Origin of the sequence: Nocardia uniformis NBRC 13702, assembly GCF_001613345.1 — a bacterium.
GTDB lineage: Bacteria > Actinomycetota > Actinomycetes > Mycobacteriales > Mycobacteriaceae > Nocardia > Nocardia uniformis.
Genome location: NZ_BDCE01000057.1, coordinates 105,742 through 118,297, shown reverse-complemented (window position 1 = coordinate 118,297; position 12,556 = coordinate 105,742). Strand labels below are relative to the sequence as shown.

The window sequence follows — 12,556 nt, the reverse complement described above, 5'->3', positions numbered from 1 at the left end:
ATCAGCGTCCGCTGAAGGAGGCTCGCAGCCTGGCGAACAGGCCGCTGTTGTGCTCGGACTGAGTCGAGAGCACCTCGGTGCGCTCATTGGGGCGCAGGCCCTTGTACTTGCGCATCAACTCGGTCTGCTTACCGTCCAGCTTGGTCGGAATCACAATGTCGAGGTGTGCGATCAGATCGCCGCGCGAGTTCGCACGCAGCTTGGGCATGCCGTGGCCGCGCAGCACCGAAACCTCGCCGGGCTGGGTGCCCGCGGGGATGGTCAGTTCGACCGGGCCGTCGAGAATGGTGTCGATAACCACCGTCGAGCCGAGCGCGGCATCGACCATCGGCACCCGGATGGTGCAGTGCAGATCGTCGCTGTCGCGCACGAAGGTGTCGTGCGGCTGTTCGACGATCTCGATGTAGAGATCACCGGCCGGACCGCCACCGGGACCCACCTCACCCTGGGCCGCCAGGCGCACGCGCATACCGCTGGCCACTCCCGCCGGGATCGGCGCGGCCACCTCACGACGCGACCGCACCCGGCCGTCGCCGCCGCATTTGCGGCAGGGGTCGGGAATGGTCTCGCCCGCGCCACGGCAGGTCGGGCACGGCCGCGAGGTCATGACCTGGCCCAGGAACGAGCGCTGCACGGTCTGGACCTCGCCCGCGCCACCACAGGTTTCGCAGCGGACCGGCTGGGAGTTGTTATTGGTACCCGCGCCCTGACACAGATCGCAGAGGACCGCGGTGTCGACGGTCAAATGCTTGGTGACGCCGACCGCGCACTCCTGCAACGACAGTCGGGTCCGCAGTAGCGAGTCCGCGCCCGGCTGCACCCGGCCCCGCGGCTTACGCTGGCCGCCGGAGCCGCTCATGCCGCCGAAGAATGCCTCGAAGACATCGCCGAGGCCGCCGAAGCCCGCGCCATTGAAGCCGCCGCCCATACCACCGCCGGATTCCAGCGGATCGCCGCCGAGGTCGACAATGCGCCGCTTCTCCGGGTCGGTGAGCACCTCGTAGGCGCTCGACACCTCCCGGAACTTCTCCTGCGCCGCCGGATCCGGATTGATATCAGGATGCAGTTCGCGCGCCAGTTTGCGGTAGGCGCGCTTGATCTCCTGGTCGGTCGCGTTCTGCGCGACACCGAGCAGTGCGTAATAGTCCCGTGCCACTTGCGCTCTCTAGTCCTGTCCTGATCTGTTCACACTCGAGGCGGGCTCACCGTTCGGCGAGCACCTCACCGATATACCGGGCGACCGCTGCCACCGAGGCGATGGTCCCCGGATAGTCCATTCGCGTCGGACCGAGCACACCCATACCCCCAAGAACGGTACCCGTCAGCCCGTAGCCGGTGGACACCACCGCCGTGCCACGCATTTGCTCCAGCTTGGTTTCCTCCCCGATCTGCACGGTCACCGTACCCGGCTGCTGTGCCGCTGCCAGCAATTTCAGGACGATAACCTGCTCCTCGAGCGCCTCCAACACCACACGCAGCGAACCCGGGAATCCATTACCCGCGAAGTCGGAGGCATTGCGAGTCAGGTTGGCGGTGCCACCCAGGACGAGGCGTTCCTCGGGATGTTCGACAAGGGTTTCCACCAGCACGGTCGATACCCGGATCAACACATCACGTAGCTTGGCCGGCGCGTTATTGGGCAGTTCGGCGACCGCGACCGAGGCCGCGCCGAGCCGTTTGCCGTCCATGGCCTTTCCGAGCATGCCGCGCAGGGCGGCCAGATCTTCCTCGGAGACGACATTGCCGAGCTCCACCAGACGCTGATCGACTCGACCGGAATCGGTGATCACCACGAGCAGCAGCCGCGCGGGATTCAAGGCCACCACCTCGAGGTGCCGCACCGTGGACGCGGTAACCGTCGGGTACTGCACCATGGCCACCTGACGGGTCAGCTGTGCGAGTAGTCGCACTCCGCGCCGCAGCACATCGTCGAGGTCGACGCCACTCTCCAGGAATTCCATAATCGCGCGACGTTCGGCCGTGGACAGCGGCTTCACTTCGGAGATGTGGTCGACGAACTGCCGGTAGCCCTTATCGGTCGGGATGCGGCCGGAACTGGTGTGCGGCTGGGTGATGTACCCCTCGGCCTCCAGCACTGCCATATCGTTGCGCACGGTCGCGCTGGACACTCCCAGATTGTGCCGATCCACCAGGCTTTTCGACCCGATCGGCTCCTTGGTCGAGATGTAGTCCGCCACGATCGCTCGCAGGACCTCGAGCCGTCGTTGTTCGGTACTCGACATGGGCCCCACCTCCTCGTTCGCCTTCGGGTTTCACCGACCGCACGGCCGGGTCACGGCACAGCGGTCTACGGGGAATTCCCGGTTCATCCGAAATCCAGTCTAATTCCCCGCGGACGAATCACCCGGGCACGCGTCCCGAGCTGGTCGGACGGCCGCGTCTCCGGGTCAGAGAACGGTCATCCGCGGCTCATTCCCCGGCTTCCACTTGATACCGCAGCCGATACTCGGCCGATGTGGTTCGGGCACCAGCCCACCCGCGAATACCAGCGATATGGCCGATCGCAGCGACGCACCATCGGAGGGCAGGTCGTTGCCGGGGCGGGCGGCGTCGAATTCGCCGCGGTAGGCCAGCCGCCGGTCGACGCCGTAGAGGAACAGGTCCGGCGTGCAGGCGGCACGGAACGCCTTGGCCACTTCCTGGGATTCGTCGATCAGGTACGGGAATTGGAAACCCGCCCGCCGTACCTGTTCGCGCAGGTGCTCGGCATCGTCGTCGGGATAGTCGTGCACATCGTTGCTGCAGATGCCGACGGTGGCCAGCCCCTCCGCCCGCAGTTCGGCCGTGATCGCCCCGAATGCCCGCTCGATGCGCTGTACGTACGGACAGTGATTCGACAGGAACGCCACCAGCAAGGCGGGCTGATCAGCGAAGCTGCCGAGCGATACCGCTGCACCGTCGATCGAGGGCAGGGTGAAATCCGGTGCGGGCGTACCGAGCTGGACCATCAGCGATTTCAGGGCCATATCCCTATTCTGCGCCGAATGGGCGGTCGTGCGCAGAGTGGCGGGCGATGGGACCCGGATCGATCAGCGGAGATCACCGAAGAAGGCGCGGATATCGTCGACCAGGATGTCGGGGGTTTGCATGGCGGCGAAGTGGCCGCCGGAGTCGTAGTCGGTCCAGCGGGTGATGGTGTTGACCTGTTCGGCGTAGCGGCGGATGGCCACGTCCTCGGCGAAATTGGCTACGGCCGTCGGTGTTTTGGAGGGGGTGGGGAGGTTTCGGGTGTGCAGGGATTCGTAGTACATCTGGGCCGAGCAGCTGCCGGTGTTGGTGAACCAGTAGACCGAGATATTGGCGAGCATGTGGTCGCGATCGACGCGGTCTTCGAGGGAGCCGTCGGTGCCGGTCCAGGATTCGAACTTCTCCACGATCCACGCCAACTGGCCCGCCGGAGAGTCCGCCAGGGCGAAGCCGAGGGTGTGCGGTCGAGTGCCCTGGATCTGGAAGTAGCCGCTGCCGTCGGAGAGGAATTTGCCGAGCCGCATCAGACGGATACGTTCGAGTTCGGTGAGGGTTTCGATCTCCCGGTCCGAGACCGGCCCGTAGGGGATGAAGCCCATGGTGGCGGCGTTGACGTGGACGCCGATAACGCGGTCGGCATCGATCCGGCCCAGGTCGGGGCCGATGAACGCGCCGAAATCACCGCCCTGCACGCCGTAGCGGGGGTAGCCGAGGCGGCGCATGAGTTCGGCATAGGCACGGGCGATGCGGGTGCCGTCCCAGCCGGTATCCGGGGTGGGTCCGGAGAATCCGAAATTGGGGTGGGACGGGATGATCAGGTCGAAGACCGGGCCGGTGGCGCCCCGATCGGTGAGCGGTTCGACCAAATCCAGGAATTCCAGTACCGAGCCGGGCCAGCCGTGCAGGAGTAGCAGCGGGATGGCATCGGGTTTTCGGGAACGTATGTGCAGGAAGTGGATTCGGGTGCCGTCGATCAGGGTGGTGTACTGCGGGTGCGAGTTGAGCCGCTTCTCCCAGGCGGGCCAGTCGAATCGCTCGGCCCAGTGTCCGGCCAGTTCCCGCAGGTAGTCCAGGGGTACGCCGCGCGTCCAGCCGACATTGGAAATCTGTGCCGGCCAACGGGTTTCACCGAGCCTGCGCCGCAGGTCCGATAACTCGGCACGACCGACCTCGACCTGGAAAGGGACAATGTCGTCGTCGAACATGACGAATTCCTCGCAGCCGGAACACTGACCCGAAAGCCCTGGTAGACATCAGCGTAGTCCGCTGCGCTGTCAGCGCGACACGGTTTCCATCCCTGCCGACTCGGCCCGGCTCCCACCTGTCATCCCGGCCCGGCACCCACCCGTCATCCCGGCGTGCTTTTGGCCGGATCCACCATTGATCAGGTAGTGGATTCCGGCCAAAAGCACGCCGGAATGACGAGGGGCGGCGAACGAGGAGGTGAGCCATGGGTTGGCCCCAGGTCGGATGGACCTCAGGTGAGGAGCGTGCGGACCACGGCGTCGGCCAGCAGGCGGCCACGATCGGTCAGAATGAGGTGCTCTCCGGAGCGTTCGGCCAGGCCGTCGGCAATGACCCGGGTGGTGGCGGCGCGGCCGTCGGCGTCGAGGTCGGCCAGGGGTAGGCCGGTGCGGAGGCGGGCGGTGAGCATGACCCCTTCGGTGTAGCGCTCCTCGTCGGTGAGCAGTTCCCAGCCCGCGGCCGGAAGTACGCCGTCGGCGACTCGATCCGCGTAGCGCGCGGGGTGTTTCACATTCCACCAGCGGGTGCCGCCGACGTGGCTGTGGGCGCCGGGGCCCGCGCCGAGCCAGTCGCCGCCATCCCAGTAGCCGAGGTTGTGGCGGCAGCGGGCGGCATCGTTCGCGGCCCAGTTGGAGACCTCGTACCAGTCCAGGCCCGCCGCGCGCAGACGCGTATCGATGCGCTCGTAACGGGTGGCGAGGACGTCTTCGTCGGGGGCGGGGAGTTCGCCGCGGCGGACTCGGCGGGCCAGGGCGGTGCCGTCCTCGACAATGAGGGAGTACGCGGAGACGTGGTCCACGCCCGCCGAGAGCACCGCGTCGAGGCTGGCGTCGAGGTCGGCGTCGGTTTCGCCCGGGGTGCCGTAGATGAGGTCCAGGTTGACATGGTCGAATCCGGCGGCCCGGGCCTCGCGCGCGGCGGCGACGGCACGGCCGGGGGTGTGGGTGCGATCGAGGATTTTCAGGACGTGCGCGGCGGCCGACTGCATGCCGAGGGAGATGCGGGTGAATCCGCCGTCGCGCAGCCGCTCGAAGAATTCCGGTGCGGTGGATTCCGGATTCGATTCGGTGGTCACCTCGGCATCCGCCGCGAGGGTGAAGTTGGCGCGAATGGCGTCGAGCACGTTCGCGAGTCCGTCCCCACCGAGCAGCGACGGGGTGCCGCCGCCCACGAATACCGTCTCGACCTTCGGCGTCACGGTGGGCAACGCATCGAATTGCTTTGCCGCCGTTTCCAATTCCCCACGCAGCGCCTCGAACCAGGACTGCGGCGAGGACGAGGTCCCCAACTCCCCCGCCGTATAGGTATTGAAATCGCAGTATCCGCACCGCGTCGCGCAGAACGGCACGTGGACGTAGATCCCGAACGGCCCGCCACCGAAATCGCGCAGCGTCAGCACGGGCTGTTCCGCGGTGGTCGGTGCGGCGGTCCCGGTGGATGTCACCTCACCAGTGTGACCGGTCGCGCGGGTCACACCGCACTCGCCTCGACCGGCTGGCCAGTGCGAACAAAATGCCCGCCCGTGGGCGCTCACCCGACGCGCGGCGGGCGAGCTCGGAGCCCAGCGGCCCAGTGGTGCCGGGTGGCCCCTCTCCTACGGTGTGCCGGATGCCTTCGGCTCAGTGATCGACAACGGGGGTGTTCTGGGCGAAGGTGATCACCCAGCGACCGTCTTCCTTGGTCATGCCGTACAGCGGGGACCCTTCGGCGGAGAGTTCGCCGTCGTGGGTGAAGTACTGCTGGCGAACCTTGACGGCAGCCACATCGGGGCGGATGAAGCGGATGAAGAACGCCTCATAGGTGGCGTAGCCGTCCTTGGTGGCCCCGGGCAGGACCGCGCGGGTGAAGGCGGAGATCTCGTCGAGGCCATTGAGGAATTTGCCGCCGCCGGTGGTCCAGATGGCGTCGGGGTGGAACAGGGCCAGGAAGGCGTCGGCATCCTCGGCTCGCTGCGCCTTGTCGACGGCCGCGACGACGGCGTGCAGGGCTTCGATGTCGGCGGTGGTGTCGATGTCCGAAGTTGTCATGACACGATCTTCGAACCTCGACCCCACTCGAGGTCAAGCCGTGCACGGGTAACCGCCCTGCCTATGAGACGCGTCACAAATCCGGTCACGTGTCCAGGCGATTTCCCGGGAAAGTGCGGAAAATAGCCACGAGGGGTCGGAACGACCCCATTGAGGTGGCACAATAACCTCTATGACCGGACTTGGAGTACGACTCGTGGCGCGACGCCATGTCGACTTCAAGCGCGTCTGCAGCGCGAGCTGTCTGGCCGGAAGCCTCCGGTAGATCGGCTCCCCATTCTTCCCGGATCCCGGCGTCCTTCGACGTCGAGCGACCGGTTCGGCTGACATCGCCAGGCGGGAGCCAGCCCCTCACGCCTGCCCGTAAGACCCTCAGGAGCGACCCTCATGACGTCGAGCACCGACGCCACCAGTTCCGATCCCGCTCACTCCACCCGTCCCGAACGTCCCGCCGCCGAGCGACGGGTGCGTCCGGACCGTCCGCGTTCCGAAGCGCCCGTCGCGCCGCGCGAACGCACCGGCAAGCCGGTGCGACGCAAGTCGGAGGGACAGTGGGCGCTCGGCTACCGCGAGCCGCTGAACGCGAACGAGCAGAGCAAGAAGGACGACAACCCGCTCAATGTGCGCGCGCGCATCGAGAACATCTACTCGAAGCAGGGTTTCGCCTCCATCGACAAGGCCGATCTGCGTGGCCGCATGCGCTGGTGGGGTCTCTACACCCAGCGTGAACAGGGCTACGACGGCACCTGGACCGGCGACGAGAATATCGACCTACTCGAGGCCGAGTACTTCATGATGCGGGTGCGCTGCGACGCCGGTGCGCTCAGCGTCCGGCAGTTGCGCGTCCTCGGCGAGATCTCCACCGAGTTCGGCCGCGACACCGCTGATCTGTCCGACCGCGAGAACGTCCAGTACCACTGGATTCGGATCGAGGATGTGCCGGAGATCTGGCGGCGGCTCGAGGAGGTCGGCCTGCAGACCACTGAGGCGTGCGGTGACTGCCCACGCGTGGTGCTCGGATCTCCGCTGGCGGGTGAGTCCTTCGGTGAGGTGCTCGACCCGACCTGGGCCATCGACGAAATCGTCAAGCGCTACATCGGCGATAAGAAGTACTCGAACCTGCCGCGCAAGTTCAAGACCGCCATCTCCGGTCAGCAGGATGTGGTGCACGAGATCAATGACGTCGCGTTCGTCGGCGTCGAGCATCCCGAACACGGTCCCGGCCTGGATCTCTGGGTCGGCGGCGGCCTGTCCACCAACCCGATGCTGGCCCAGCGCCTCGGCGCCTGGGTGCCCCTCGAAGAGGTGCCGGATGTGTGGGAAGCGGTCGTCTCGCTGTACCGCGATTACGGCTACCGCCGCCTGCGCACCAAGGCGCGGATCAAGTTCCTGGTCAAGGACTGGGGCGTGGAGAAGTTCCGCGAAGTGCTCGAAACCGAATACCTCGAGCGCAAGCTCATCGACGGTCCCGCACCGGCGAAGCCCGAACGGCCCATCGATCACATCGGTGTGCAGAAACTGCGCAACGGTCTCAATGCCATCGGCTTCTCCCCCATTGCCGGTCGCGTCTCGGGCACCATCCTGCAGCAGGTGGCCGACGCGGTGGAAAGCATTGGCTCCGACCGCATTCGGTTCACGCCGTACCAGAAGCTCATTGTCCTCGACGTCGCCGACGACAAGGTCGAAGAGCTCATCGAGAAGTTGAAGCCGCTGGGCCTGCACGGCCGTCCGTCGCACTGGCGGCGAAACCTCCTCGCCTGCAGCGGTATCGAATTCTGCAAACTGTCGTTCACCGAGACCCGCAAGCGGTCGCAGGTGCTGGCTCCCGAGCTGGAGACCCGGCTGGCCGATATCAATGCCGACCTCGATGTGCCGATCACCATCAATATCAATGGCTGCCCGAACTCTTGCGGCCGTTCGCAAATCGCGGATATCGGCTTCAAGGGCATGCTCGTCGACGATGGCGAGGGGAATCAGATCGAGGGGTTCCAGGTTCATCTCGGTGGCAGCCTCGGGCTCGACAGCGGCTTCGGTCGCAAGCTGCGTCAGCACAAGGTGACCAGCACCGAGCTCGGCGATTACATCGAGCGCGTGGTGCGCAACTTCGTCAAGAACCGCGACGGTGAAGAGCGGTTCGCGCAGTGGGCTGTCCGCGCCGACGAGGCCGACCTGCGGTAGTTGGGAGAACTGGTCATGACAATGGAACCGACAACGAAACTCGCCGAAGCCGAACTTCGCGCCATCGCCGAGAAGGGCGCGGCCGAACTGGGTCCGAATGCCACCGCGCTGGAACTGCTGCAGTGGACCGAGGACACCTTCGGCAACGATTACATCGTCGCCTCGAATATGCAGGACGCGGTGCTGGTACAGCTTGCCGCACAGGTGCATCCGAATGTCGACATCCTCTTCCTCGATACCGGCTACCACTTCGCGGAGACCATCGGCACCCGCGACGCGGTAGAGCTGGTGTACGGCGTGAATATCGTCAATGTGGAACCGGAAAACACTGTGGCGCAGCAGGATGAGTTGCTGGGCAAGGATCTGTTCGCCCGGGACGCCGCCGAATGCTGCCGGCTGCGCAAGGTGGTGCCGTTGACCAAGTCGCTGTCCGGCTACAACGCCTGGGTGACCGGCATCCGTCGGGTGGAATCGCCCACCCGCGCCAATGCGCCACTGATCTCCTTCGACGAGGGCTTCGGGCTGGTGAAGATCAATCCGATCGCCGCCTGGTCCGATGAGGAGATGGCCGCCTATATCGAGGCCAATGGCATTCTCGTCAATCCCCTTGTGGAAGAGGGATATCCGTCCATCGGTTGCGCTCCGTGCACACGGAAGCCGGAACCGGGATCCGATCCGCGAAGCGGCCGTTGGGCTGGCCTCGCCAAGACCGAATGCGGGTTGCACGCCTCATGACTTCAATAGCTGTATCCGATGTCCGAGCTCCGCTCGAAGCAGAATTCGACACCCTGGCCGCGCTGGAGTCGGAGTCCATTCACATCTTCCGCGAGGTAGCGGGTGAGTTCGAGCGACCGGTGATCCTGTTCTCCGGCGGCAAGGACTCCACGGTGCTACTGCACCTGGCGCTCAAGGCCTTCTGGCCCGCGCCGCTGCCGTTCGCGCTGCTGCACGTGGACACCGGGCACAACCTGCCCGAAGTGCTCGCATTCCGCGATCATGTGGTGGAGAAGTACGGCCTGCGGCTGCATGTGGCCTCCGTCGAGGAGTACCTCGCCGACGGGCGGCTCACCGAGCGCCCGGACGGAATCCGCAATCCGCTGCAGACCGTGCCGCTGCTGGACGCCATCAATGAGAACCGCTTCGACGCGGTCTTCGGCGGTGGCCGCCGCGACGAGGAGCGTTCGCGCGCCAAGGAGCGCATCTTCTCGCTGCGCGACTCCTTCGGACGCTGGGATCCCAAGCGGCAGCGACCCGAACTGTGGAACCTGTACAACGGCAAGCACGCTCCGGGTGAGCATGTGCGGGTGTTCCCGATCTCCAACTGGACCGAACTGGATATCTGGCGCTATATCGCCCGCGAGGATATCGAGCTGGCCAGCATCTACTACGCCCACGAGCGCCCGGTGTACCAGCGCGACGGTATGTGGATGACCCCCGGCTCCTGGGGCGGCCCGAACGACAATGAGGAACTGCTCGTCAAGTCGGTGCGCTACCGCACCGTCGGCGATGGATCCACCACCGGCGCGATTCTTTCCGAGGCCGCCGACAACGAGGCGATTCTCGCCGAGGTGGCGGCTTCCCGACTGACCGAACGTGGCGCGACCCGCGGAGACGACCGTGTCTCCGAGGCAGCGATGGAAGACCGCAAACGAGAGGGCTATTTCTGATGCGTGTCATACCGCTCACCACACCGAACGTGGCGCACGGCGTCCAATCCTGGGCGGGAGACGACCGTGTCTCCGAGGCAGCCATGGAAGACCGTAAGCGAGAGGGCTACTTCTGATGTCCGACCTACTCAGACTGGCCACCGCCGGCAGTGTCGACGACGGCAAGTCCACCCTGGTCGGACGCCTGCTGTACGACACGAAATCCGTTCTCGCCGACCAGATCGACGCGGTCACCCGCGCCTCGGTCGACAAGGGCCTGTCCACCCCGGATCTGTCACTGCTCGTCGACGGCCTGCGCGCCGAACGCGAACAGGGCATCACCATCGATGTGGCGTACCGCTACTTCGCAACGCCCGCAAGGTCTTTCGTGCTCGCCGATACGCCGGGGCATGTGCAGTACACCCGGAATACGGTATCCGGCGCGTCCACCGCGCAACTGGTGATCCTGCTGGTCGATGCCCGCAAGGGTGTTATCGAGCAGACCCGCCGCCACGCCGCCGTCATGGCGCTGCTGGGTGTGCCGAAACTCGTGCTCGCCGTGAACAAAATCGACCTCGTCGATGATCCGGCGGCCGTATTCGCCACCATCCGTGACGAATTCGCGGCGCTGGCCGCCAAGCTCGGCTGGGCCGCCGAGGATGTCGTGGAGATTCCGGTCTCGGCGCTGCACGGCGACAATGTGGCCTCCCGCTCGGAGAACACTCCGTACTACGACGGGCCCTCACTCATCGAGTACCTGGAGTCGGTGCCGGTGGATGCCGACAGCACCCGCCACGAGGTCGGGCTGCGCTTCCCGGTGCAGTACGTAATCCGGCCGCGCACCGCCGAATACCCGGATTACCGCGGCTATGCGGGCCAGGTCACCGCGGGCACCGTCCGCAAGGGCGACGAGGTCATCGTGCTGCCGTCCGGCACCCGCACCACCGTCGAGCGCATCGACACCCCCAATGGCGAGCTGGCCTCGGCGCAGCCCGGCCGCAGCGTGACACTGATCCTGGCCAATGATGTGGACGTCTCCCGGGGCGACACCATCGTGGCCGCCGATGACGCACCCGAGCCGATCGATTCCTTCGACGCCACGGTGTGCTGGCTGGGCGATAAGCCGCTGCGCCCCGGCGCGCGCCTGCTGCTCAAGCACGGCACCCGCACCACCCAGGCCATTGTCGGCGCGCTCATCGAGCGTTTCGATGAGCAGCACCTGGCGGCCGCGCCCGATCCGGAGTCGCTGGCGCTCAATGACATCGGCCGGATCTCGGTGCGCGTCGCCGAGCCCATTGCGGCCGACGATTACAGCGTCAACCGCTACACCGGCAGCTTCCTGCTCATCGACCCGGCGGGCGGCAATACCCTGGCCGCGGGCCTGGTCGGCGATGTGCTGACCAAGGTCGAGGTCGGCGCGGAAATCGGGGTCTGAGATGAACCCGCCTCCCCACGGCCCCGCCTCGGTGGCGCCGTCGGGCGGCATCGGACAGCCGTCGCCCAACCGTTGCGCGGCGGCGTCCGAATTCACGCCGTTCGGAACGGCTTGCGCCGCGCCGGTGCCCACCGCTGGCGGAGTGCGCGCACCCGCGCTCATCGCGGTCGCACATGGAAGCCGCGACCCGCGATCGGCCGCGACCATGCATGCCGTGGTCGAGCAGGTGGCGGCCGCCCGGCCGGATATCGATGTGCGACTGGCATTTCTGGACCTCAGTACCCCCTCGGTGGATCAGGTCGTGGACGCCATTGCGGCGGAAGGCCATTCGCATGCCCTAGTGGCACCGCTCCTGCTCGGCAGCGCATTTCACGCGCGCGTGGATCTACCCGGACTACTGGCCGAGGCGCGCTCGCGACACCCGCGGCTACGGCTGACGCAGGCCGATGTGCTCGGGCCGGATCCGCGCCTCGTCGAGGCGCTTCGGGATCGGGTAAGCGAGTCGCTTTCGGACACACCGCCCGCGAGCGTGCCGCGTGCCTTCCCCGGCGGGCCATCGCCCCGCCTCACCTCGACGTGGGATCGCCCCTTGGAAGCCCTTGCCGCACAGGGCCGGTCACCTCATGGTCGACCGTCACAGCGGGTCGGCATCGCGGTAGCGGCCGTCGGTTCCAGCTCCGGCGCGGCTAACGCCCGCACGGCGCGGGTCGCACATCGGCTGACCGTGATGACGGGCTGGGATACCGAAATATGCTTCGCCACCACGGAACCGACCGTGGCCGAGGCGGTGGCTCGGCTGCGTGCTCGCGGGGCCGATCAGGTGCTGGTGGCACCCTGGTTCTTGGCTCCGGGCCTACTCACCGACCGGCTCCTGGCCAACGCCCCCGACCTGGCACACGCCGAGGTCATCGGAGCGCACCCGGCACTCACCGATATCGTCTGGGACCGCTACGACGCGGCGATCGCGATGCCGCTCACGCTGTCGGCCTGACTGTCGCACACCGGGCTGGAGGTCGCACCGGACAATGCCGCCGACC

Annotated in this window: 11 protein-coding genes; 5 read left to right on the top strand and 6 right to left on the bottom strand. The window is 66.5% G+C overall.

Annotation, left to right across the window (positions count from 1 at the left end):
* Position 1: 1 nt before the first annotated feature.
* From dnaJ to NU1_RS20695, 6 genes are all read right to left on the bottom strand, one after another.
* The gene (gene dnaJ, locus NU1_RS20720; RefSeq protein WP_067523447.1) at positions 2 to 1,156 is read right to left on the bottom strand and encodes a molecular chaperone DnaJ; all 1,155 of its coding nucleotides are present in this window, start codon (positions 1,154 to 1,156) and stop codon (positions 2 to 4) included.
* A 46-nt stretch (positions 1,157 to 1,202) separates the two neighbouring features.
* Entirely contained in the window at positions 1,203 to 2,243 is a 1,041-nt protein-coding gene (gene hrcA / locus NU1_RS20715; RefSeq protein WP_067523446.1) for a heat-inducible transcriptional repressor HrcA, read from the bottom strand.
* Between the two features lie 165 nt (positions 2,244 to 2,408).
* Positions 2,409 to 2,987, bottom strand: a complete 579-nt coding sequence (locus NU1_RS20710; RefSeq protein WP_067523445.1) for a thioredoxin family protein — start codon at positions 2,985 to 2,987, stop codon at positions 2,409 to 2,411.
* 63 nt (positions 2,988 to 3,050) lie between these two features.
* Positions 3,051 to 4,193 (bottom strand): epoxide hydrolase family protein, encoded by a 1,143-nt coding sequence (locus NU1_RS20705; RefSeq protein ID WP_067523444.1) that lies wholly within the window; start codon positions 4,191 to 4,193, stop codon positions 3,051 to 3,053.
* A 272-nt stretch (positions 4,194 to 4,465) separates the two neighbouring features.
* On the bottom strand, positions 4,466 to 5,677 hold the full coding sequence (gene hemW, locus NU1_RS20700) for a radical SAM family heme chaperone HemW (protein WP_084521672.1): 1,212 nt from the start codon (positions 5,675 to 5,677) through the stop codon (positions 4,466 to 4,468).
* Between the two features lie 175 nt (positions 5,678 to 5,852).
* Entirely contained in the window at positions 5,853 to 6,260 is a 408-nt protein-coding gene (locus NU1_RS20695) for an SgcJ/EcaC family oxidoreductase (RefSeq protein WP_067523443.1), read from the bottom strand.
* Positions 6,261 to 6,647: 387 nt separating this feature from the next.
* On the opposite strand from NU1_RS20695, the gene NU1_RS20690 reads away from it, so the two are divergent.
* The 5 genes from NU1_RS20690 (at position 6,648) to NU1_RS20670 (ending at position 12,510) form a co-directional block, all read left to right on the top strand.
* Positions 6,648 to 8,438: a nitrite/sulfite reductase gene (locus tag NU1_RS20690; RefSeq protein WP_067523442.1), complete on the top strand. Its 1,791-nt coding sequence runs from the start codon at positions 6,648 to 6,650 to the stop codon at positions 8,436 to 8,438.
* Positions 8,439 to 8,453: 15 nt separating this feature from the next.
* The gene (locus NU1_RS20685; RefSeq protein ID WP_067523559.1) at positions 8,454 to 9,173 is read left to right on the top strand and encodes a phosphoadenylyl-sulfate reductase; all 720 of its coding nucleotides are present in this window, start codon (positions 8,454 to 8,456) and stop codon (positions 9,171 to 9,173) included.
* Positions 9,170 to 10,105, top strand: a complete 936-nt coding sequence (cysD, locus tag NU1_RS20680) for a sulfate adenylyltransferase subunit CysD (protein WP_067523441.1) — start codon at positions 9,170 to 9,172, stop codon at positions 10,103 to 10,105. Before NU1_RS20685 ends, cysD begins: the two co-directional genes overlap by 4 nt.
* Before the next feature lie 115 nt (positions 10,106 to 10,220).
* Positions 10,221 to 11,519 (top strand): sulfate adenylyltransferase subunit 1, encoded by a 1,299-nt coding sequence (locus tag NU1_RS20675; protein WP_067523440.1) that lies wholly within the window; start codon positions 10,221 to 10,223, stop codon positions 11,517 to 11,519.
* Position 11,520: 1 nt separating this feature from the next.
* Positions 11,521 to 12,510, top strand: coding sequence for a sirohydrochlorin chelatase (locus tag NU1_RS20670; protein ID WP_084521649.1), 990 nt, complete (start codon positions 11,521 to 11,523; stop codon positions 12,508 to 12,510).
* Positions 12,511 to 12,556: the final 46 nt, after the last annotated feature.

Coding starts and splice junctions, on each gene's coding strand:
- hrcA (WP_067523446.1), bottom strand. CDS start 2,243: ATGTCGAGTACCGAACAACGACGGCTCGAGGTCCTGCGAGCGATCGTG.
- NU1_RS20710 (WP_067523445.1), bottom strand. CDS start 2,987: ATGGCCCTGAAATCGCTGATGGTCCAGCTCGGTACGCCCGCACCGGAT.
- NU1_RS20705 (WP_067523444.1), bottom strand. CDS start 4,193: ATGTTCGACGACGACATTGTCCCTTTCCAGGTCGAGGTCGGTCGTGCC.
- NU1_RS20695 (WP_067523443.1), bottom strand. CDS start 6,260: ATGACAACTTCGGACATCGACACCACCGCCGACATCGAAGCCCTGCAC.
- NU1_RS20690 (WP_067523442.1), top strand. CDS start 6,648: ATGACGTCGAGCACCGACGCCACCAGTTCCGATCCCGCTCACTCCACC.
- NU1_RS20685 (WP_067523559.1), top strand. CDS start 8,454: ATGACAATGGAACCGACAACGAAACTCGCCGAAGCCGAACTTCGCGCC.
- cysD (WP_067523441.1), top strand. CDS start 9,170: ATGACTTCAATAGCTGTATCCGATGTCCGAGCTCCGCTCGAAGCAGAA.
- NU1_RS20675 (WP_067523440.1), top strand. CDS start 10,221: ATGTCCGACCTACTCAGACTGGCCACCGCCGGCAGTGTCGACGACGGC.
- NU1_RS20670 (WP_084521649.1), top strand. CDS start 11,521: ATGAACCCGCCTCCCCACGGCCCCGCCTCGGTGGCGCCGTCGGGCGGC.